The sequence below is a fragment of the Phormidium sp. CCY1219 genome (assembly GCF_055795085.1).
In genome coordinates this window covers 1-20,868 of sequence record NZ_JAYFEQ010000276.1, presented here as the reverse complement: position 1 = coordinate 20,868, position 20,868 = coordinate 1, and the positions used below count along the sequence as shown (strand labels likewise).

Genomic DNA, 20,868 nt, shown 5'->3' with positions numbered 1-20,868 from the left:
TGTTTAGGGAAAAGATTAGTCAGAAAATAGCATTTTTCTGCAATTTCCATACCTTTTTGCCAAATTCTCAAGTCTTTTAAATCATTAATAACTGTTAGGGGTGAGAGTTTGGAGGGGCGATCGCATCTCGGGCAAGGTTGTCGGATTTCTCGGATAAGTGTCGGAACTGACAGTTATCAGGCGAGGCGATTTACTTTCTAATCAATCCTGTGGGCGGTGAAGGTGCTGGGTTAGACCGGAGTTAATACAGAATTCCCCTTCTTTTTATAACGCTCTAAACTCTAAAACCTAGTGGAAGGGGGAGGGGGAGGTAAATGTCTTTTGGGACACTTTGATATTTGATGTGACAACAAATTTTTTCTTTTTATTCTGACGTTACATTGGGGACATCTCGTATATTGTGTTGTCTTAGTTCTCTTTGAACCATGACTTTTTTTACTGGTATTGGTTATTCTTAAATTGCCACGTCCCCAAAAAGTTTTAACATTAAGGAATACATTTTTGTTGGCTTGTGTAGCAAACCAGACCAAAAAAGTCAAAGAAATAACAATCAAAAAAAATACTTCCATGCTTACGAAAACTCCTTTAGTTTTTTATCCAGGTATATCATTTACAACAAGCTCTGATTCCAAACATACAACAGCATAAGATAGTACACATCAAGTTACCTGGGTCTTTCTAGTTCGTGACGATAAGCTTTTCTAATCCAAAGATCCAGATTCTTACTTAATAGAGTGTCTATGCAATAAAAGTTGATGGCATTCGGCTGCCGAATAACGCCCAGGTCTTTGAGAATTTCGTCTTGCATCAAATGCGGTAAGTGAAGCCATGCCCGAAGGGCTTTTCGTAGCAGTAGCTTATCGAGCAGCTTCGTGGTAAACCGGATCCACGATTGGGGGCGATCGCATCCCGGGACGATTCCCCTCCCGCTCTTATCAGGGGTTCTGGGTTCGGGTCGTAATCGGTGTCGAGGAGGTCGAGGCAATAGCCTACGGGATGGTTTCGCTTATCGGTTTAGGAATTCTCAAATCCCAATTCAGATCCCAATTCAAATCCAAATTGCATCATTGATTGTAAATAATTGATTACATCTTGCTTGCATTCCTCTATTTTTTCTGAAGATATGTTACTAATTGAAAACAATTCAGTAACAAACTGACCCGAAGTAAAATACTTTTTAAATTCCACTGGATTTGAATAGGAATCATAAATTTTCTGTTTTATTTTATTGATTTTTTCTTCTATTTCTAAATTCATTTTTTTCTCCTGTTCTTTTTTTTCGTGTTTTTTATAAAGATAAAAGCCCCCCCCAGCAAGACTAATCACCACAGCTACTGTAACAATCGTCATACCCGTTGAAGTCTTAGCCCACATACGCGCTTTACTACTTGAAGTCTTAGCAAAATCAATTAGTTTTTGGCCATTAGCTTTAGCTAATGAAGAACCACTGCTTGCTGCCATTAATATGTTTGACCAAGCATTTTTAGAAATTTCGGTAAAAATTTCAAAAAATTTCTCGATGACTCCTGACAATTTCTTTACACATGAAGCCATTTCATTGGCTAAATTATTAACACCCGATCCTAATAATCCATTTTCTTTTAAGTCTTTTCCAAGTTGTTTTAAGGATTCTCCTAATTGTTGAATAACTTGTCGTGTCTTTTCATCAACTTCAATTTTATCTATTAATTTTGTTTCTGAAAGCTTTCTTAAAGTATCGTCTAATCTTCTATCGATTTCGGCTTTGTGATGGTGTTTCATCTTTAGCTTCCTCTATTAATGTAAATCTACAAGGTTAGAGCATTAATTTGCTTTTTATTGTAGCCGTCCTAAATCAGTTAAAGCAGTGGATCTGATTTTTGATACCCCAGTGAGCATGGTTGTAATTCTTCACTTCCTTGGGCTGTTTCGATTTCTTGCCTCTGGACATCGGTTCAGATTCCTTAACTTACTGGTATCGCACTCCAATCTTGCAGCTAATCCCTAAAATACACCTCCAACAAATCAGCCCCTCTGTCTCCCATCTGCCGCAGTTGCAACTCGATCGGCTTAATCGCCATCGGCGACGGAGTGACGCGCCCCTTCTCCCAGCGGTTAACCGTCTGGAACGACACGCCCAACCGAACGGCGAGCTTTTCCTGGGAGAGTCCCAGCCGTTCGCGCAGTGCCCGGATGAGTTCGGATGCTTGCAAGGTGGATTGTGTCATTTTTTTACTATAACCAGAACAGGTGATATAAAATCTTTAATATTTTGTTAAATTTCTGCACGTCCCAGTTGTGAAGCGTTTCAGGGCAGTAGGTCTCCAGGCAAACCAGGCGATGGCTTTAGCTGAGATTGCTCAAAGATTGCAGCGGCATCGTGGGAATTGGGGCGGTGGGGTTTGACGGTGAGCGATCGCGTTTGAAGTGCTGCCGCGTTCGCCGAATCGGTGTCAGACTTAGCCGTTATTTGGGAGAGGCGATCGCCTCTATCGTTCCTTTGAAGTTTCTCCCAAATCACCTGTGATGAGGGCGGTAGTCAGGGGGAATGGCTAAGCTAAAGCTTGCGGAGGCGCGATTTTAATCCCCCACCTTTTTGAGGGCGTTCCCCCCAGGGGGGAACGAGTTAAAAGGATTAGTCCTTGTCATGCGGACTTAACCTGTCTAGGCGCGATTTTAATCGCCGCTTTTCTATTTACCTTTAGCGGCGGCTTTAGCTTTTTTGGCGGCTTTTTTAGCAGCTTTAGCGGCGGCGATTTTAGCTTGACGTTCCTGCTCTTTTTCTTCGGCAATTTTATCTAAATAATAGTGATAGTCGCCGAGATAGGAGCGAAATTCGCCGTCACGAATTTCGACAATTTTGTTAGCTACTTTGGAGATAAAATAGCGGTCGTGGGAGACGATAATCACGGTTCCATCGTAATTTTGCAATGCTTCTTCGAGCATTTCTTTGGCGGGAATATCCAGATGGTTAGTGGGTTCGTCTAATAAGAGTAAATTGGCGGGACGAAGCAGCATTTTAGCCAAAGCGACGCGAGCTTTTTCTCCACCACTGAGGGCGGCGATTTGTTTAAAGACAGTTTCGCCACTAAAGAGGAAGCGACCTAATAAGGTGCGAACTTCTTCGTTTTTCCAGTCGGGTACTTCGTCGTGGATAGTATCCATGACGGTTTTGGTAAGTTCTAATGCTTCAGCTTGGTTTTGCTCGAAATAGCCGGGGATGACGTTATGTTTGCCCAGTTCGATGATACCTTCGCTGGGTTTTTCCATGCCCATCATCATTCGCAGGAGGGTAGATTTTCCGCAACCATTCGGTCCGAGGAAGGCGATGCGATCGCCGCGTTCTACGAGCAATTCTGCGCCTAAGAACAGAATTTTGTCATCGTAAATCTGGACTAAATCTTTAATATTGACTACTTCGCGCCCGCTACGCGGGGAGGGAGGAAATTGGAAGCGCAGGCTTTTTAAATTTGCTGTTGGGGCTTCGATGCGGTCGATTTTGTCCAGTTGTTTTTCGCGGCTTTTTGCTTGGGTACTGCGGGTGGCGCTGGCGCGGAAGCGATCGACAAATGCTTGTTGTTGGGCGATTTCTTTTTGCTGACGTTCGTAGGCGGTGAGTTGAGCTTCTTGGTTGAGGGATTTTTGTTCTAAATAGGCGGAATAGTTGCCTAGGTAGGTGGTGGAGATGCCGCGTTCGGTTTCCACGATTTGGGTGCAAAGGCGATCGAGGAATTCGCGATCGTGGGAGACAATAACCATTGGGGTGGTTAGCCCTTTGAGATAGGTTTCCAACCATTCGATGGTTTCTAAGTCCAGGTGGTTGGTGGGTTCGTCGAGGAGCAATATATCGGGATTTTGCAGAAGAATTTTACCCAAACTCATCCGCATTTGCCACCCGCCGCTAAAGGCGCTGACGAGGCGATCGCCATCTTCGGGGGTAAAGCCCATTTCGGGTAATATTTTTTCGATTTGGGCGTCTAAAGTATAACCGTCTAAGGCTTCAAATTTACGCTGTAGCTTATCTAATTTATGAATGAGTTTATCGAGTTGCTCTGGGGAGGCGGTTTCCATTTGCTGTTGTACCTCGTGCAATTGGTGTTGCACGTGGTTTGCTTCTTGAAATACGGTCCAAAATTCTTCGCGGACCGTGCGTGCCGGATCCACCTCGAATTCTTGGGTGAGGTAGGCAATGTGCAGGTTGGCGGGACGAATGACTTCGCCGGCGGTAGGTTCGATTTCGCCGGCAATAATTTTCAGTTGGGTGGATTTGCCCGCCCCATTGACGCCGACTAAGCCGATGCGATCGCCAGGTTTAACTTCCCAGGTGACATCTTTGAGAACTTCCCCAGTCGGGTAAATTTTACTGATATGTTCGAGTCGTAGCATTCAATTACTCCCAGGTAAGTGGAACAACAAGGGCATCTTCGGCGACGGAATCAGAGGAACAGACGCAGGTTAGGGCATCTGCACGGTGGTTTATCCGTCTGGCGTTGGCGGTTGTCGCGTTAATCTTAACAAAAATTAACCACTGATGGGGCGCTTTCGTGTAAATTGTCTGTGACTCTGGGAACTGGTGACGGAACTCGCCCCGAGAACGGAGGTTGTAATTTTCTCTCAAGTGGACTATCTGCATATAATGAACCGGAATGCTCGCAGATGCTTAAATCGAATCGTGGGTGGGGTGGTAGCGATCGCCGTGGCGATTTTTCCTGTTTTCTCTGTAGCCGTTTCTCAATCGGCGACTCCCCTAACTGAAACGCGGGGGGTGTGGCTGACCAATGTTAGCAGCGATGTGTTGTTTGTTCCCGGCGCAGTGACGCGGGCATTGGACGAACTATCGCAACATCATTTTACCACAGTTTATCCGGTGGTTTGGAATCGCGGACAAACCTTTTATCCCAGTTCCGTTTCCCAACGCGAAACTGGGCGATCGCAAGATGTATTGCTCGCATTGATGCAGGATGGCGAAGATATTTTGCACCGCATTATCCAAGAAGGACATCAGCAAAATTTGAACGTTTTGGCATGGTTTGAATATGGGTTTATGGCACCGAAGAATTCCGAACTGGTTAAGCGTCATCCGGACTGGATAACGCAGCACCGCGATCGCAGCGAAAATTTGCAAGAAGACGAACTCAAATCCGAACTTCTCGATAATCCCTTCACCATCCAACAGGTTTGGCTCAACCCCCTGCACCCAGAGGTGCAAAATTTCCTTCTCAGTTTAATCGTTGAAGTAATTCTCAATTATAACGTCGATGGCATTCAATTTGACGATAATTTTGGATTGCCCGTGGAGTTAGGATATGACCCTTTTACCATAGAACTGTACCGCCAAGAACACTGGGGATATCCGCCCCCCAACAATCCTTACAATTCCGAGTGGATACGCTGGCGGGCAGCAAAAATCACGGACTTCATGCAGCGCATTTTTCAAGTCGTCAAATTTGTTAAACCCGATTGTCCTATTTCGCTGGCGGCGCATTCCCAAAGTTTTGCCTATCGCCATTACCTGCAAGATTGGCTAACCTGGGTAGAATCGGGATGGATTGATGAATTAATTTTGCAAGTCTATCACGATCGCCTATATCGCTTCCACCAAGAATTACTCATCTCCACTGTCTGGTATGCCCGCAATTTCACCCGGGTTGAGGTCGGCATTTTAAGCGGTACAATGAAACGCCCTATTTCTATCTCTGAGGTTAAAAAACGGGTCAAAATTGCTCGCGAACTCGGCTTTGATGGCTTTGCATTCTTTTATTGGGAAAGCTTGTGGGGGTCTGTCATCCCTGACTCGCCCAAAAAGCGCCGCCAGGTTTTTCACTCTCTCTTTGCACCGGATAATTCGCGTTAGGATTTCAGGGAGTGTTCGCGGGAATAGCTTCCCCGGACAACTATAGGTAGAGGAGATTGTTTCGGTTGAATTTAAGGAAGTTTTTTGGGTTAACCAGCGAAGCTGTAAACGAGGAATAAGGTAAATAACAATAACACTAAAAGACTTCATAAGTAGGATAATGAAACTTGGCAAAAATAAACCACTAAATTGGGGAATCGTTGGCAGCGTTGTGGTGGCGATCGCCTTATTTTTATTTCCGCTTATGCCAAGATCCAACCCGACACCATCCGTGGGAAATTATTCGGAAATTCGCGGCGTTTGGATAGCCAATGTGGGCAGTAGCGTTTTATTTGCTCCTTGGGGAATAAATCGGGCCATTCACCAACTCTCCCAACAGAATTTTAATCGCATTTACCCAGTAGTCTGGAATCGGGGACATACGTTTTACCGCAGTCAAGTTGCGAATCAAGCAATAGGGCGATACCAAGACAATTGGTTGCAGTTTGCCCGGTTTGGGCGAGATATTTTACCGGAAATAATTAATCTGAGTCATCGCCGAGGATTGACGGTGATGCCTTGGTTTGAATATGGATTTATGGTTCCGGCTAATTCTCAATTTGCCAAGCAGCATCCCGGATGGCTAACTGAAGCTAATGTGAATCCCAACACTGACGGGGAAGAGGAGAATTTCTCCCAAGTTGCCCAACCGCTACCGGGAATAGCATCCCACAATCTTTGGTTGAATCCGTTGCATCCGCAAGTGCAGCAGTTTATCCTCGATTTAATTAAAGAAGTGGTGCAAAACTATGACGTAGATGGGATTCAACTGGATGACCATTTTGCCATGCCAGTGGAGTTAGGGTACGATTTATTGACGGTGAAGCTTTATCGAGAGGAACATCAGGGGAATCCGCCACCGAAAGATTACTTGAATGCGGAATGGATGAGATGGCGGGCGAATAAACTCAGCGAATTTATGGCAAGGGTTTATCGAGAAGTAAAACGCATTAAACCCGAGTGCGTGGTGTCTTTATCGCCCAATCCCCAAGGATTTGCCTATCGCCACTATCTTCAAGATTGGCAAAGGTGGGTAGATGAAGGGTGGGTAGATGAGTTGATTTTGCAGGTTTATCGGGATAAATTGAGCGATTTTACCGCAGAGTTAGACCGGCGATCGCTACAGATGGCGCGGCGGAGAATTCCGGTGGGCATTGGAATTTTAAGCGGAACTTTAACCAATCCGGTGACGATGGAAGAAATCCAACAGCAGGTGCAGGTAGTGCGCGATCGCGGATTTGATGGCTTCTCGTTTTTCTACTGGGAAACCTTATGGAGTTACCTGACCCCAGAATCGCCCCAAGTCCGTCGCCAAGCTTTTGGCAAATTGTTGGCTTCTCCGGGAAGTTAAGGTGAAGGATAATATTGCTCGCGTTGGGGGGTAGAAATCGCGTTGGCATACCCAGTCTTTGCCCCCGAGTCACTCATTCGGTACAGCAAGCCAGCTTCAAGTCTGTCTGATTAAAACCACAGGGACTCTAGGAGAAATTTCCGCCAAACCCTTGCATTACAGGGTGAAAATAGACTATAGTCTTACCTGGTGCATTGCCACCGTAACCCCGTACTTTCTGGATTGCAGGGCGCTAATTTTTCGGTGAACTATTGGCCAATCCAACCGATGAAAAATGATTGTGGTTTTTGGGTGCAGTGGGTATTCGGCACCGGGGTGGGTTTTTTACTCAGTTTGCTGTTTGTGGAAGTGGGGGTGAGACCCTATATCGGTGCCCTGGACGGAGCAATGGGTGGCGCGGCGATCGCCTTGGTGCAATGGCTAGTTTTACGCCAACAATTTTATCGGATGGGATGGTGGATACTGGCCACCCTGCTGAGTTGGGCATTCATTGGCGGGAGTGGTCTGGGGGCGTTAGGCTGGATTGCGCCGCGCACGGAATTGCTGGGCATCCGGATTTTTTACGGTTGTTTGGATGGCGCAATGGTGGGGGCGTTTTTGGGGTTGGGACAATGGCTGGTGTGGCGGCGCTACTTCTCCCAGGCGGCATGGTGGATTCTGGCCTCTGCGATGAGCTGGGCGGTCGGATTGCCCTGTGGCTGGGTGGTGGGGGGCGTTCTGCGCGATCGCACCGAGCTGTTTTTGGCTGAGGTGGTGGGATTGGCGGTGGCATGGCTGGCGATCGCTGCCCTGTCTGGTTTGGCTCTAATTCTCTTGCGCCGTCACCCTTTGGTATAAGACAAACCCGCCTCATTCCTTTTTTGACTCGCTGTAGGGTGGGCATTGCCGAGGGGTTTGCACATGACTATCTGCCTGTGGGGAGCCAACCCACCCGACTCACTCACTCCTTACATCGAAAAAGCGCGATCGCTATTGGTCATTGCTTCGGTTGCCTATAATTATGAATCTGCAATTTAACAGTTGCCAACTTTTCGACGATTTTCGGCTTTTAGATTAATTTTAATTATGCAATTTACGCTTTTGTTTTAAAATTAAAAATTTTTGGCCGAGTGTTAGGGCAAAAAAGGGTGAAAAATCGCACGCAATTCTGGGGGTTTGAGGGCTATACTAGAAAAAAATAATGGGCTTATTATGACTAAACGAAAAAATAGGCGGTAGAGGGAGGCTGTAACCCTAATAAGTTCGTGCGATCGCCAGACAGAAGCGGGAGGAAACGGCGATCGGGCTGCTCTCTCGACGCACAATTTTTTGGATGGCTAATCGCCAATTGGCAATTAGAGTTTGACAAAAAGACAAAACTGTGCATAGAAGGGGAGGAGGGAGAGGAAGAGCGATCGCCCCAGAGGGAAGATGGTAGAATCATCGCATTCCCAAAACCGGGGTAAGCGTCAACCCCAGACAGGCCAAAATTGCAACTGCTGTGAGAGGGAAATAAGTGTTTTTCAGCGTCATTATTCCCACATACAATCGCCGATTGATTTTAGAGAAATGTATCGAGGCATTAGAAAGGCAGAGAATTCCGAAAGACAGGGGAATAGTCGGCTATGAAATCATCGTTGTGGATGATGGTTCCAGGGATGGAACGGTAGAGTGGTTAAGAGAGAATGAAGGGAGATGGAAGCATTTACGCTGGTTTGAGCAAAGGCACCAAGGGCCTGCGGCGGCGAGGAACCTCGGGGTAGAAAAAGCCAGAGGAGAGATAATCGTGTTTATCGACAGCGATTTAGTAGTGACGGAGAATTTTCTCGTAGCGCATGGGGAGGGATTGCGGAAAGGGGAGGTAAAGAGGGGAAGCGATCGGCTATTTACCTATGGGAGAGTCATCAACACCAATAACTTCGAGCATCCCACAGAAGAGGCGTACAAAATCACGGATTTTTCGGCGGCATATTTTGCCACGGGGAATGTGGCGATCGCGCGCAAGTGGTTAGAGAAAGCTGGGGGATTCGACCCAGAGTTTTGCGAATATGGCTGGGAGGATTTAGAGTTAGGGGTGAGGTTAAAGAAGCTGAACTTAAAACTGGTGAAATGTCCCGAAGCGGTAGGATATCACTGGCATCCGGCATTTTCCTTAGAAGATTTGCCCCGGGCGATCGAGCGAGAAAAGCAGCGGGGGAGGATGGGAGTAGTGTTTTATCAAAAGCATCCGAATTGGGAAGTCAGGATGATGATTCAGATGACCCTATTGCACCGAATATTGTGGGGGATACTGTCCGTGGGGGGAAGATTGAACGAACGGACAATGGCGGGGATATTGCAATGGTTAATCGAGAGAGAGAAAGGGCAATGGGCGCAGGAGTTATCGAGACTATTTTTAAATTGGTATAACGTGAAAGCGGTTTACGAAGCCTATGGGGAAATGCAGGGGAAAAGGCAAGGGTAGGGAGGGGAATTTTTAGGGGGAAAGTCGAGAATTTTGCAAGAAGGAAAAGAGAGAATAACTGAGGGGATAACGCTTGGAGGGAGAAAGCGGTAGAGAGTCTGGGAGAGAGGGGCGGAGCACAGACCCAGCCAGTAGGGGAGAGAAGGGAGGGCAACCGAGGGCAGAAAACAGCCGCCAAATGGAGGTTTGGCGGTTGGGGGAGAAAAATCCGAAGCGGGGGAAGAAAAAAGGGGAGAGTTGTGTTACCCTAGTAAAGTTGTCTAATCTCGCACATCCGAGAGTTCGGGTGTTTCTAGCAGCGAAGCCGTTGCCAGAGATCCCCTCGGATGGAGGATTAACCCGAATTAGGAGAAAAAAATGCCAGTTGTTTCATTGGCCGACTTATTGGAATCCGGCGTTCACTTTGGGCACCAGACCCGGCGTTGGAATCCGAAAATGGATCGGTATATATTCACCGATCGCAACGGCGTTCACATCATCGACCTAGTGCAGACCGCGCAGTTGATGGAAGAAGCCTACGACTACATGAGAACCACCGCAGAGAAAGGGGAAAAAGTGTTGTTTGTGGGCACAAAACGGCAAGCTGCCGGCATTGTGGCGCAAGAAGCAGCGCGGTGCGGGGCATTTTACATCAACCAACGGTGGTTGGGGGGAATGCTGACCAACTGGACCACCATCAAGACCCGAGTCGAGCGCCTGAAAGAACTAGAGCGCATGGAAGAGAGCGGGGCGCTGGCAATGCGTCCGAAGAAAGAGGGAGCGATGTTGCGCCGCGAACTCGAGAAGCTACAGAAATATTTAGGCGGCATCAAAAACATGCGGAAAGTGCCCGACATCGTGGTGATTGTGGATCAACGGCGGGAGTACAACGCGGTACAGGAGTGCTTGAAACTAGACTTGCCGATCGTTTCGTTGTTGGATACGAACTGCGATCCCGACGTAGCGGACATTCCGATTCCGGCGAACGACGATGCGATCCGGTCGATCAAGCTAATTGTGGGTAAATTAGCCGATGCGATTTACGAAGGTCGTCACGGACAGCCCGCCGCCGAGAGCGAGGATGACGGAGGCTACGACGATTACGAAGGGGAGTACGAGTACGACGAAGAGGCGATGTACTCCGAAGACGAACAAGAGGATGAGGACACCGAGGAATAATCGGCGATCGCGAATCCAGTAAGCGAACGCATCTCTCGAGCTAGAGTAGAGACCAGACCGAGGTCTCCACTCTAGCCGAAGAGGGAGAAGCGAGCAGGGATGAAAAATTGAAGCTGAGCCGATGTTGTAGTATTTCAAAGAGATGCTTCTGTTGCTTGGCTAAAGCAGATGGCGAACACCCCGGAGTTAGGATTCGGGGAAATTGTAAATCCATAGGGTAACGAAGGCAAAATGGCGGACATATCTGCAAAACTGGTCAAAGAGCTGCGCGAAAAGACAGGCGCAGGCATGATGGACTGCAAAAAAGCACTTCAGGAAAGCGATGGTGACTCCACCAAAGCGATGGAGTGGCTGCGACAAAAGGGAATTACCTCAGCGGAGAAAAAAGCCGGTCGCGTCGCAGCAGAAGGGCTAGTGGATAGCTACATTCACACTGGGGGGCGGATTGGCGTCCTGGTGGAAGTGAACTGCGAAACTGACTTTGTGGCGCGTCGCGAAGAGTTTCAGACCTTAGTTCGCAATGTGGCTATGCAAATTGCGGCTTGTCCGAACGTGGAATACGTCAGCGTGGACGAGATTCCCTCGGACATGGTGGAGAAAGAAAAGGCGATCGAGATGGGGCGAGAAGATTTAGCCTCCAAGCCAGAGAACATCAGAGAAAAAATCGTTCAAGGGCGAATTGATAAGCGTTTGAAAGAGATATCTTTGATGGATCAGCCCTACATTCGGAATCAGGATATTACGGTGGCGGAGTTAGTCAAGCAAGCGATCGCCCAGTTAGGGGAAAACATTCAAATTCGGCGCTTCATCCGCTTCGTGCTCGGGGAAGGGATTGAGAAAGAAGAATCGAATTTGGCGGATGAAGTCGCCGCGCAAATTGAGGGTAAGTAATCAGACCCCGCGCGTATTTTTCCGGAGACTTACCCCCAGTTGGGAATGAGTAACGGTAAGCGAAGATCTGCCCCAGGATAACCATTACCCAGGCTCAATTTTTCCACGGGGGCGAAAATGGCAGAACTGTCAGAAAGACAGGTCAAAAAAAAACGATGACCTGTCTTTTCTTTCCCAGGGAAAATGGCAGAACTGTCAGAAAGACAGGTCAAAAAAACTTGATGACCTGTCTTTTCTTTATCGCAGTTCTTCTCCGGGGGAGTGGTGGAGGGGGTTGGGGATTCAAATACCTCAAGGGTTGGGAAAAAATCGGGGTCATACTGGATGAAAATGAAAAATGCTATAGTATGAAAAACCCGAATTATGTAGAAAGAATAGTCGATCTCCAAAGCAGAGAAAAAAAGCTATGGCGAGATCCATCGATCGCATAGAACGAGACATTGCAAAACTCCAGAAGGCGTCAAAGGATCTGGCGGAACGGTTCGATGGGGCGTATCGAGATTATCTCGCCGTCCTCGGACAAGCCATGCGCCAGCAGCTCATTTTGGCGACTTACCATATTTGTACCCAAGGCTATCCAGAAAATTTTCTCGGGTTGAGCTTCTCGAGAAAACAGCAACTACAAGAGAAGCTGCGCCAGATAGGCAATCGATCGCAAGAAGAACTTGGAAACTTGCTCGAACAGGTCGGTGCCGAAGAAGAAACCGCTAAGGCGGAAAATTTCCCATCCGAGTCAGAAGAGATAGAGATGGGCGAACAGATAGAAAGCGAGTCAGAAGAAATAGAGATGGGCGAACAGATAGAAAGCGAGGAAGAGGAATCCGAGGCGATCGCCGTTACCGACAGCAAAGCGATCGAAGACCCAGAGCGTTTAGACCAGTGGCTTGTTAAGGTAGAATCTGCTATTGTGCGTGTATTGCAACAAGTCTCCCGCCAAACGAATCGCTTGCTTCACCAAGAAGGTATCCTTTCCCAGGACTTGCCAGAAATGTTTTTAGAAGCAGCCGCCAAAGTTCCCAACTCCGACGCAGCAATGGCCGGACCGCCTAATGTAATCGACATGACCATTCAAACCGAAACGCCAGAAGATTTGCAAGGAATTAAAGGCTTAGCGGCATTAGCGAAAGGGCCGATTCATATTATGGCAATTCACATGCGGTTATCCGATATTGAATTTGCCGATCCGAAACTCAGTACCCTGCGCGGGGAACTTCGGAAACTTTCGAGCGGATTAAATTCACTCAAACGAGACTATCAGCAAACACAACGAGAACTGGTCGTCGCCCAAGCCGAAGGGGCGTGGCGCGCCAGTTGGGCAGGAAAAATAAATCTGTAGGGGGAAACCGTGGCAACAGAATTACCAGATTGGGTGCGACTGCAAAAAGCCTTGTCCGTCGAGGCACAGCGGGGATATACCGACCTGCAAGGAAACGAATATCGCTTTAGCGAATTTCTCCAGGTGAGCTTAGAAGCGCCGCCCGGGAATTTGCTCTCAGCGGACCTGCGGCGATGGCAATCGATGGCGGCGCAATTTGGCAGTTATGCCCAGCTCACTCAGCAGCAGCGAGAGGAATTAGTCACCGATGCGCGGAAGTTTCTGCTAGATATGGAACGAGTCTGCAGTAGCGATCGCACCTCGAGAAATTCCGAAGGGAGAAAACCCCGACAACACCGACTCGTCGCCGACTCCCAAGCACCCGTCGCGCAACCGATAAAAGCCACATCCGCTAGCGATAACGGCACAGCCGCCAATCTCTCCTTAGACGGAGGATTGACCCAACTGGTCGGACCGCGCAACGCCGCCCGCCTGGGGAAATTGGGATTGTACACCCTATACGACGTGCTTTATTATTTCCCCCGCGACCATATCGACTATGCCCGTCAGGCGAACATCAAGGAACTCGAACCTGGGGAAACCGTAACCGTGGTTGGGAAAGTCAAGCGCTGCGATTGCTTTACCAGTCCGCGCAATAAGAAATTAAGCATTCTCAATGTAGTATTGAAAGATAATACCGGTCAAATCAAGCTTAGTCGATTTTTTGCCGGTCGTCACAGTTCTCGCGGGTGGCAAGAAATGCAAAAGCGAATGTATCCCATCGGGGCGATCGTCGCCGCCTCCGGGTTAGTGAAAAAAAGCAAATACGGCATTTCCCTGGATAACCCGCAACTGGAAGTGCTAGACGATGGAAGCACGATCGCCTCCATGAATGTGGGACGAGTTGTGCCGGTTTATTCTCTCACCGAAGGTGTGAGTGCCGACTTAGTGAGGAAAGCCGTCAAATCCGCCCTACCCGCCACCGAATTGTTGCCCGACCCCCTACCCGCCAAACTGCGCGAAAAATATGGCTTGCTGGAATTACCCACCGCGATCGCGCAAATTCACTTCCCCGAAGACCGCACGATGTGTGAAGAAGCCCGTCGCCGCCTGGTGTTCGATGAATTTTTCTACCTGCAACTCGGACTGTTGCATCGTCGCCAGGGACAGAAGCAAGCTCAAACCAGCGCCGTGTTAGCCGCACAAGGGGAACTTATCGAGAATTTTTATCAACTACTGCCCTTTAAGCTCACAAACGCCCAACAGCGAGTCATTGGGGAAATTATCGCCGATTTGGCAAAACCGGAACCCATGAACAGACTTATACAAGGTGATGTGGGAGCCGGGAAAACCGTGGTCGCCGTGGTCGCCATGTTAGCCGCCATTCAAGCCGGCTATCAAGCCGCACTGATGGCACCTACCGAAGTCCTCGCCGAACAGCATTATAAAAAGTTAGTCAGTTGGTTTAATCTCCTGCACCTTCCCGTAGAGTTGCTCACCGGTTCGACCAAAACCGCCAAACGCAAGCAAATATTACCCCAATTAGAAACCGGAGAATTGCCCGTTTTAGTCGGAACCCACGCCTTAATTCAAGACCCGGTAAACTTCCATAAATTAGGATTAATTGTCATCGACGAACAACATCGCTTCGGCGTGGGACAGCGCGCCAAATTGCAGCAAAAAGGCGAAGCGCCCCACGTGATGACCATGACCGCAACCCCCATTCCTCGCACCCTCGCCCTGACTTTACATGGGGATTTAGATGTCAGTCAAATTGATGAATTGCCCCCGGGCAGACAAGGCATTCAAACCAGCGTTTTATCCGGAAAAGACCGAAAACAAGCCTACGAACTCATCCGCCGCGAAGTGGCCCAAGGACGTCAAGTTTATGTAGTATTACCGTTAATTGAAGAATCGGAAAAATTAGATTTAAAATCCGCAATTGAAGAATATCAAAGATTACAGGATGTGGTGTTTCCCGAATTTACGGTGGGACTGCTACACGGACGAATGAGTTCTGCGGAAAAAGAAGCGGCGATCGGCAGCTTTCGTGATGGAGAAACTCAAATTATCGTGTCTACTACCGTGGTGGAAGTGGGGGTAGACGTACCGAATGCAACGGTTATGTTAATCGAAAATGCCGAACGATTTGGATTGTCTCAGTTGCACCAATTGCGCGGAAGAGTGGGACGGGGGGCGGATAAATCTTATTGTATATTAATGACCCATCCGAAAGCGACTTCCGATGCCCGTCAGCGACTGAATGTGATGGAACAGTCGCAAGATGGGTTTTTGATTGCGGAAATGGATATGCGCCTGCGCGGACCGGGACAGGTTCTCGGAACTCGCCAGTCTGGATTGCCCGATTTTGCCCTCGCGAGTTTGGTGGAAGACCAAGAGATTTTGGTGTTGGCCCGGGATGCAGCAGAAAAGGCGATCGCCAAAGATGCCACGTTAGACCGATGGCCCCTGTTGAAAGTGGAATTAGAGAATCGCTATCAAAGGTTACTCGGCGGCGCGATTATGACCTAATTGCCCGATATCGCCGCCGATGTGCGAAGGATACCGATACCGATACCGATTGGTTTTGCCCCTCCCCCGGATTGGAGAAAGACCGGGTAACGGCGATCGCGGTGGATTTAAAAAGTAGAAAATCGCAATGGATACTGCAAACTCACAGCCAAACAGCAATAGAATTCCAGAGTTTTTAGCAGGGAAGAGTAGCCAGCAATATTTGCTCCTCTCGGGAAATGCTTTGGATATTCTCAAAGACATTCCCTCAGAAAGTATTGACATGACAATCACTAGCCCGCCCTATTGGCAGCAACGGAAATATACCCATCCCCATTCCATCGGAAACGAACCCTCATTATCGGACTATATTGACAACTTGCTGCAAGTTTTCGCCGAAGTCAAGCGCATTCTCAAACCCGAAGGGTCTTGTTGGTTGAACCTTGGCGATACTTATCGCCACAAGAACTTGCAAGGCATACCGTGGAGAATCGCCATTGCTTTACAAGATACCCAAGGATGGATTCTGAGAAATGATGTAATTTGGCATAAAATAAAAGGCAGTCCGGATAATTCTAAAGATAAGCTCAGAACGGTGCATGAATACCTCTTTCATTTAGTCAAACAGCCCAAGTATTACTATGACGTAGATGCCATTAGAAAAACCGCCAAATCATCTCGGGTCAAAAAAAACGGGCAAGTCGTGACAGCGACGGGAGTGAGTGGCGTCAATTATCGAAGACAAATCAACCGAACCTCGGAATTAGATAAACTTGAAAAAGCGAATGCATTACAAGCACTGGATAATGCGTTAGAAAAAGTAAAAGAAGGAAAATGGTTTGATTTTAGAATGGTGATTAGAGGGCAACAAAGAACGACTCACTCCGACGCGGTAGAAGTCTCGGGACGCGCGTTAGAGCTGAAGAAAAAAGGATTTTATATCTTGCCCTATCACGGAAAAGGCAGTAAACCCGCAGATGTTTGGGATATTTTACCTGAAGATCGGTGGCGAAAAGATAAGCATTTCGCACCGTTTCCAGAAGAGTTGTGTTTAATCCCTATGAAAGCAAGTTGTCCGCGTGGGGGAATCGTGCTCGATCCGTTTGTGGGTACCGGAACCGCAATTTTGACCGCCGTCAAGCTGGGAAGAAGGGGATTGGGAATTGACCTGAGTCCAGAATATTTGACCGTGGCAAAAGAACGACTATCTCAGTATCAGCCTAGCTTATTTCAACTCTTACCATGAATTTTCCCAAGCGACCTCTCGAACTGTTTACCTTTTCAACTGAGTCAGACCGCGATCGCGAAGAATGGCAAGCTATTCTTGACTCTCAACAGTGTATCTATTCTGATAAAAAATGCTTTAAAACCCGCAAAAGCGAACCGGAGATTTCTATCGGTACATGTACCGTAGGATATAAAGGCGAACCCATTATTATTTGTCCGAATCGCTTTTTACAAAACGATCGTATTTTTCTCGATTGTCTGCATTTGCTGAAAAATCACGAACCCGGGAATCAACTTCACATTGCTTCAGAAATAGAAGTTATTGGGGGGAATATTGATTATTTTCTAGTTTCCGCCCGTCGCCAAGAGGTGCGGGATTATGTAGGGATAGAAATCCAAGCCCTTGATACCACGGGTACGGTTTGGCCTTCTCGACAACAGTGTATTCGAGATGAAATAGGCATTTCGGTGAAAAAATTTCCCCGAAGTTCAAAAACCTATGGCATGAACTGGAAAATGACAGCTAAAACGATTTTAATTCAGCTTCATCATAAAGCAACCAGTTTGGAACTGTTTGGCAAACATTTGGTACTCGCTATTCAAGCACCATTTTATTCCTACATGTCAAAGGTATTTAATACTTCGGTGATGCAAGACGCTGATGAAAAAGATGCGGTTCATTTTCATACGTATAATCTACCACAAGAGGCAGACGGTGGATTTACATTAGAACTGAGTTCTCGATACAGTACGACAACTGTAGGCATCGAGACAATGCTGGGAATGAGAAAAGATGTGGAAGTTTCAGAAGAACAGCTTGTTGCGAGAATTCAGGCAAAGTTGAGTCCGGAAACTTTGCTGAGAATTTAAACAAAAAAGCCTTCTTTTACATCGCACCCATACAGACTCATAGTATGTCCGGGCATTTAACCGCAATCGAAAGACTCGTTCCCAGACAGGAAGAAGCTTCCATAGCCTTTCCCTGGGCGAATCGGACCCGTAGCGGTTAATTCAGCAAATATTATATCAATGGCATGGGGTCAGTGGCGAGAGGCGATCGCTTCTCCTTACTCATCCGGGGCATTATACTCACAGCGATCGAGGAGGTCCTGAATCTGGAATTGGCGTTTGTTAGGATCCGGTAGTGGGGTTTCATACACGGCAATTCCGTAAAAATAGGGGAGATGACCTTCTGGAGGATTCTCAAAATTGGGCTTCCACCAATCAGGATAGCTGAACCACTGGGTCTTTGGATCGTATGCTGTATCGATTAATCGTCGGTTGTCCTTTCGCCATCCCACGCGATCGTACATTTGTTCCCAATCTTGTCCGCTTTCGCGATAAATATTGTGCCGAACTCGGAATCCCTGGGTACCTCCACTGGAAACGTACCACAGATCGTCGATGAGTTTCAGGTCTGCACAAGAAAAGTTCTCGTATTCTGCCTTATCGAAATAGCCTTGTTGATAAGACTTGTTTCCAGCTATATAAAGCATCAAAAAGTAAGTTTCGCGATCGGCATTTTCCCAGTCTCTTTGGATTAAGAATTGTTTCAGGGCTTGGTAGTTTTCAGCTTTCACATCGGCTTCATTAATTAAATCGTCCAGAACGTTAGAGAGTTGGGATTCCGGTTGCAGTGCGAATTCGAGCAGTGTTTGCTTTCCTTGTTCGAGTTGAGCAGTTATTGCCTTTAACTGGTGATTAGTTTCTTCCAGTTTTTGATTGTTCCGTTCCAGCTTTTGTTGGTTCACTTGAAGCTGATTCGCTAATTCTCTGTTTTGCCAACCAAATCCTACCGCACCTCCTGCAATAATTAGCAGAATAATTACAGCAGCAAAAGTGGCTTGCAATTGCCGTTTCAAAAGACGACTCACTTGCTCCTCCTTTTCCTTTAACTGGTGTTGTAACTCGCGGATACTGTCCGCTTGACTGTGGCGCAGGAACCCCACGAGATAATCGTGAACCAATTGATAGCGATGGGCGGGGGATTCCGGTAACATAAACACCAAACCCGATCGCACGAACACATAGAGAATCAAATTCAACTGTTCCGGCGTTGGCGATAAATTAACCGCCAACCCTTTTAAATCCCGTTCGATATCCGATCGCGTTTTCAAAGGGCGAGTATTATTTTCCCCCGTGAGCAAATACAAAATCAACTCCGCCGCCTTTTTATTTTCCGGACCGCAATCTCTCACCACCTCTTCCAAATAGCGCTGCACCAATTGTTTTTTCGGATTTTCACCCAAATCGCGATATTGCGCCAAGGTAGTAATATTCTCCATTTGTAATTGCGCGCCCACCACTTGCAATTCAATCGGACGCACCGATTTCAAATCCCCAGATAAATCCCTAACTAAAGTATCGACTAACGCAGATTCTAAATGAAATTGAGCGCGTTGAGTTAACTTGTCGATTACATCTTTTGCACCCTTGGGGGAAAAGTTTCCCAGGGGATACAAAACCGCTTTGTTCAAAATATCATTGTCGATGGCGCTCAAACATTGGAAGCGATTAGCAATCAGTAAAAAATGCAGGTAATCTTCCCGCAAGGACAAAACCACCTTAACAAACGGCAGATTCAAACATTCCCCGAGAAAGCAAAACAATTTTAACCGATCCGCCGGATTGCGACATCCGAAGAAAAATTCTTCCAACTGGTCGAAAATTAACACCGTCAGCAAATGCCGAGATTCAGTTTCTCGCAACTGTTCGATTAACCCTTCAATCGAGGTTGGAGAGTCGGACAAATAAATGCCTTTTTTAGCCAGAGATTTGTTCAAGCGCTGACCCAGTTCTGACACCCAATTGCCATAGACGTGCAACGCAACGGGCAACACCTCGCGATCGCCGATAATCCGAGAATTCAGGGCCGGGAGCAATCCCGCCTTCACCAGAGAACTTTTCCCCACCCCAGATTGACCGTGAATTACCGTCAGCTTATGCTGAGTCGAACCAATTCTTTCTATCAAGTAATGCAGGTCTGTTTCGCGTCCAGAGGCGATAATTTCCTCTGCTACAGTAGGGCGAGATAGACGGGGAAACGCACGCAATCGCGCCTCTCGGTGGGGTTCTAAGCGTCCCGCACCCATAAAAGCGCGAAATCCAAATTGTTGCTCGATGGAACGGCGTTCTTGTTTGATTTGAAAAGCCTTGCGATACTCGCTTTTTTCATAATAAAGCGACCGCAATTCTTCTAAAATTTCGATATAGAGTGGCGGGTTATCCTGCGGGTCGATATCGCGGGCTTTTTCCAGACACTCCACCGCTGCTTCCCCTTCCGACAGCGGGCGCAAACTGCGCGCCAACAGCAGCAGAAATAACCCCCGGTCTCGTTGCTGCCCCTCGCCATCGCTTTCCAGAATTTCCAGAGCTTTTGTGGCCAAATTTTTCGCTTCCATCCACTTTTCCCGATGCAAGGCGACTTCGGCCAAAAATCCATAATCTCGCGCCAATGCCCCTGGATTGCCATGAGTTTCGGGCAATTTTACGGCACTATTAGCCAGGGTTTGCAATGCGTCCCAAGCTTGGAGTTGGCGCAAAATTTCCGCCTGAGTGACGATAAATTTGGCCACCAATTCCGGGTGATTTCCCTGCTGTAAAACCGCTATGCATTCTTCTAAAAAGTGCCGCGCTTGCTGCCAATGTTGGGCGGCGCGATCGCGGTCTAATTCCGCTTGACGACCATAGGCCAATGCGATATGATAGAGGTTGATTCCTTGCCGTTGTAAATTGTCAGTGTGTTGCCAAAAAGCAAGGCTTTGCTGATAGAAATCCAACGCCTCGTCGATGCGATCGCCGACATAGGCATCGCGACCGCGAACGAAGTGCAATACTGCCTGTAATTCCGGGGATAACTGTGCGCCAGAGCGTTGCAGTTCTCGCAAAGCGGCATCGAGTTCTAACGGATAGCGATCGCCGAAAATGGCTTGATTAGTGAGAAACTCGCCATTGCTGGCTTGCACAACGGCGCGAAACAGGCGATCGCCATACTGCTGCAGGATTTCGAGCAACAGTTCCGGGGCGATCGCAAACTCGGTCAAACTCCCCCAACTCTCGAAATCCGGTGCCAACCGCGTCAGCTTGGCAGAAATCTCATC

Annotated in this window: 15 protein-coding genes; 10 read left to right on the top strand and 5 right to left on the bottom strand. The window is 47.6% G+C overall.

From position 1 onward, the window contains the following. Positions 1–1,014: 1,014 nt before the first annotated feature. From AC0QH1_RS03850 to AC0QH1_RS03840, 3 genes are all read right to left on the bottom strand, one after another. Positions 1,015–1,761, bottom strand: coding sequence for a hypothetical protein (locus tag AC0QH1_RS03850; protein ID WP_324629543.1), 747 nt, complete (start codon positions 1,759–1,761; stop codon positions 1,015–1,017). 215 nt (positions 1,762–1,976) lie between these two features. Continuing rightward, positions 1,977–2,207 (bottom strand): helix-turn-helix domain-containing protein, encoded by a 231-nt coding sequence (locus AC0QH1_RS03845; RefSeq protein ID WP_324629542.1) that lies wholly within the window; start codon positions 2,205–2,207, stop codon positions 1,977–1,979. Positions 2,208–2,670: 463 nt separating this feature from the next. Continuing rightward, on the bottom strand, positions 2,671–4,365 hold the full coding sequence (locus AC0QH1_RS03840) for an ABC-F family ATP-binding cassette domain-containing protein (protein ID WP_324629541.1): 1,695 nt from the start codon (positions 4,363–4,365) through the stop codon (positions 2,671–2,673). 250 nt (positions 4,366–4,615) lie between these two features. On the opposite strand from AC0QH1_RS03840, the gene AC0QH1_RS03835 reads away from it, so the two are divergent. The 3 genes from AC0QH1_RS03835 (at position 4,616) to AC0QH1_RS03825 (ending at position 8,060) form a co-directional block, all read left to right on the top strand. Next, entirely contained in the window at positions 4,616–5,833 is a 1,218-nt protein-coding gene (locus AC0QH1_RS03835) for a glycoside hydrolase family 10-like protein (protein ID WP_324629540.1), read from the top strand. A gap of 160 nt (positions 5,834–5,993) precedes the next feature. Further along, on the top strand, positions 5,994–7,223 hold the full coding sequence (locus AC0QH1_RS03830; RefSeq protein WP_324629539.1) for a glycoside hydrolase family 10-like protein: 1,230 nt from the start codon (positions 5,994–5,996) through the stop codon (positions 7,221–7,223). A 267-nt stretch (positions 7,224–7,490) separates the two neighbouring features. Beyond that, the gene (locus AC0QH1_RS03825) at positions 7,491–8,060 is read left to right on the top strand and encodes a hypothetical protein (protein WP_324629537.1); all 570 of its coding nucleotides are present in this window, start codon (positions 7,491–7,493) and stop codon (positions 8,058–8,060) included. 358 nt (positions 8,061–8,418) lie between these two features. On the opposite strand, the gene AC0QH1_RS03820 is transcribed toward AC0QH1_RS03825, so the two are convergent. After that, positions 8,419–8,646 (bottom strand): hypothetical protein, encoded by a 228-nt coding sequence (locus tag AC0QH1_RS03820; RefSeq protein WP_324629536.1) that lies wholly within the window; start codon positions 8,644–8,646, stop codon positions 8,419–8,421. 72 nt (positions 8,647–8,718) lie between these two features. Between AC0QH1_RS03820 and AC0QH1_RS03815 the strand changes: the two genes are divergently transcribed. The 7 genes from AC0QH1_RS03815 to AC0QH1_RS03785 all read left to right on the top strand — a co-directional run bounded on the left by AC0QH1_RS03815 (position 8,719) and on the right by AC0QH1_RS03785 (position 17,638). Beyond that, positions 8,719–9,666, top strand: a complete 948-nt coding sequence (locus tag AC0QH1_RS03815; RefSeq protein ID WP_324629535.1) for a glycosyltransferase family 2 protein — start codon at positions 8,719–8,721, stop codon at positions 9,664–9,666. Positions 9,667–10,023: 357 nt separating this feature from the next. Continuing rightward, a complete protein-coding gene (gene rpsB / locus AC0QH1_RS03810) occupies positions 10,024–10,824 on the top strand; it encodes a 30S ribosomal protein S2 (protein ID WP_324629534.1) in 801 nt (266 codons plus the stop codon). 231 nt (positions 10,825–11,055) lie between these two features. Beyond that, a complete protein-coding gene (gene tsf / locus AC0QH1_RS03805; RefSeq protein ID WP_324629533.1) occupies positions 11,056–11,715 on the top strand; it encodes a translation elongation factor Ts in 660 nt (219 codons plus the stop codon). A 406-nt stretch (positions 11,716–12,121) separates the two neighbouring features. Next, positions 12,122–13,051, top strand: a complete 930-nt coding sequence (locus AC0QH1_RS03800) for a hypothetical protein (protein ID WP_324629532.1) — start codon at positions 12,122–12,124, stop codon at positions 13,049–13,051. A gap of 9 nt (positions 13,052–13,060) precedes the next feature. Next, a complete protein-coding gene (gene recG, locus AC0QH1_RS03795; RefSeq protein WP_324629531.1) occupies positions 13,061–15,562 on the top strand; it encodes an ATP-dependent DNA helicase RecG in 2,502 nt (833 codons plus the stop codon). A 127-nt stretch (positions 15,563–15,689) separates the two neighbouring features. After that, positions 15,690–16,787 carry a DNA-methyltransferase gene (locus AC0QH1_RS03790; protein WP_324629530.1) on the top strand — a complete coding sequence of 366 codons (1,098 nt, stop codon included), beginning with the start codon at positions 15,690–15,692 and terminating at the stop codon, positions 16,785–16,787. Further along, on the top strand, positions 16,784–17,638 hold the full coding sequence (locus tag AC0QH1_RS03785) for a NotI family restriction endonuclease (protein ID WP_324629528.1): 855 nt from the start codon (positions 16,784–16,786) through the stop codon (positions 17,636–17,638). The genes AC0QH1_RS03790 and AC0QH1_RS03785 overlap by 4 nt, the downstream gene beginning before the upstream one ends. Positions 17,639–17,835: 197 nt before the next feature. On the opposite strand, the gene AC0QH1_RS03780 is transcribed toward AC0QH1_RS03785, so the two are convergent. Further along, a partial coding sequence (locus AC0QH1_RS03780) for an nSTAND1 domain-containing NTPase (protein WP_324629527.1) occupies positions 17,836–20,868 on the bottom strand: 3,033 nt, incomplete at its 5' end.

Excerpts from the sequence above, each read along its gene's own strand:
- tsf (WP_324629533.1), top strand. The coding sequence starts at position 11,056 with ATGGCGGACATATCTGCAAAACTGGTCAAAGAGCTGCGCGAAAAGACA.
- AC0QH1_RS03845 (WP_324629542.1), bottom strand. The coding sequence starts at position 2,207 with ATGACACAATCCACCTTGCAAGCATCCGAACTCATCCGGGCACTGCGC.
- rpsB (WP_324629534.1), top strand. The coding sequence starts at position 10,024 with ATGCCAGTTGTTTCATTGGCCGACTTATTGGAATCCGGCGTTCACTTT.
- AC0QH1_RS03840 (WP_324629541.1), bottom strand. The coding sequence starts at position 4,365 with ATGCTACGACTCGAACATATCAGTAAAATTTACCCGACTGGGGAAGTT.
- AC0QH1_RS03785 (WP_324629528.1), top strand. The coding sequence starts at position 16,784 with ATGAATTTTCCCAAGCGACCTCTCGAACTGTTTACCTTTTCAACTGAG.
- AC0QH1_RS03790 (WP_324629530.1), top strand. The coding sequence starts at position 15,690 with ATGGATACTGCAAACTCACAGCCAAACAGCAATAGAATTCCAGAGTTT.
- AC0QH1_RS03835 (WP_324629540.1), top strand. The coding sequence starts at position 4,616 with ATGAACCGGAATGCTCGCAGATGCTTAAATCGAATCGTGGGTGGGGTG.
- AC0QH1_RS03820 (WP_324629536.1), bottom strand. The coding sequence starts at position 8,646 with ATGATTCTACCATCTTCCCTCTGGGGCGATCGCTCTTCCTCTCCCTCC.
- AC0QH1_RS03850 (WP_324629543.1), bottom strand. The coding sequence starts at position 1,761 with ATGAAACACCATCACAAAGCCGAAATCGATAGAAGATTAGACGATACT.
- AC0QH1_RS03825 (WP_324629537.1), top strand. The coding sequence starts at position 7,491 with ATGAAAAATGATTGTGGTTTTTGGGTGCAGTGGGTATTCGGCACCGGG.
- AC0QH1_RS03830 (WP_324629539.1), top strand. The coding sequence starts at position 5,994 with ATGAAACTTGGCAAAAATAAACCACTAAATTGGGGAATCGTTGGCAGC.
- AC0QH1_RS03800 (WP_324629532.1), top strand. The coding sequence starts at position 12,122 with ATGGCGAGATCCATCGATCGCATAGAACGAGACATTGCAAAACTCCAG.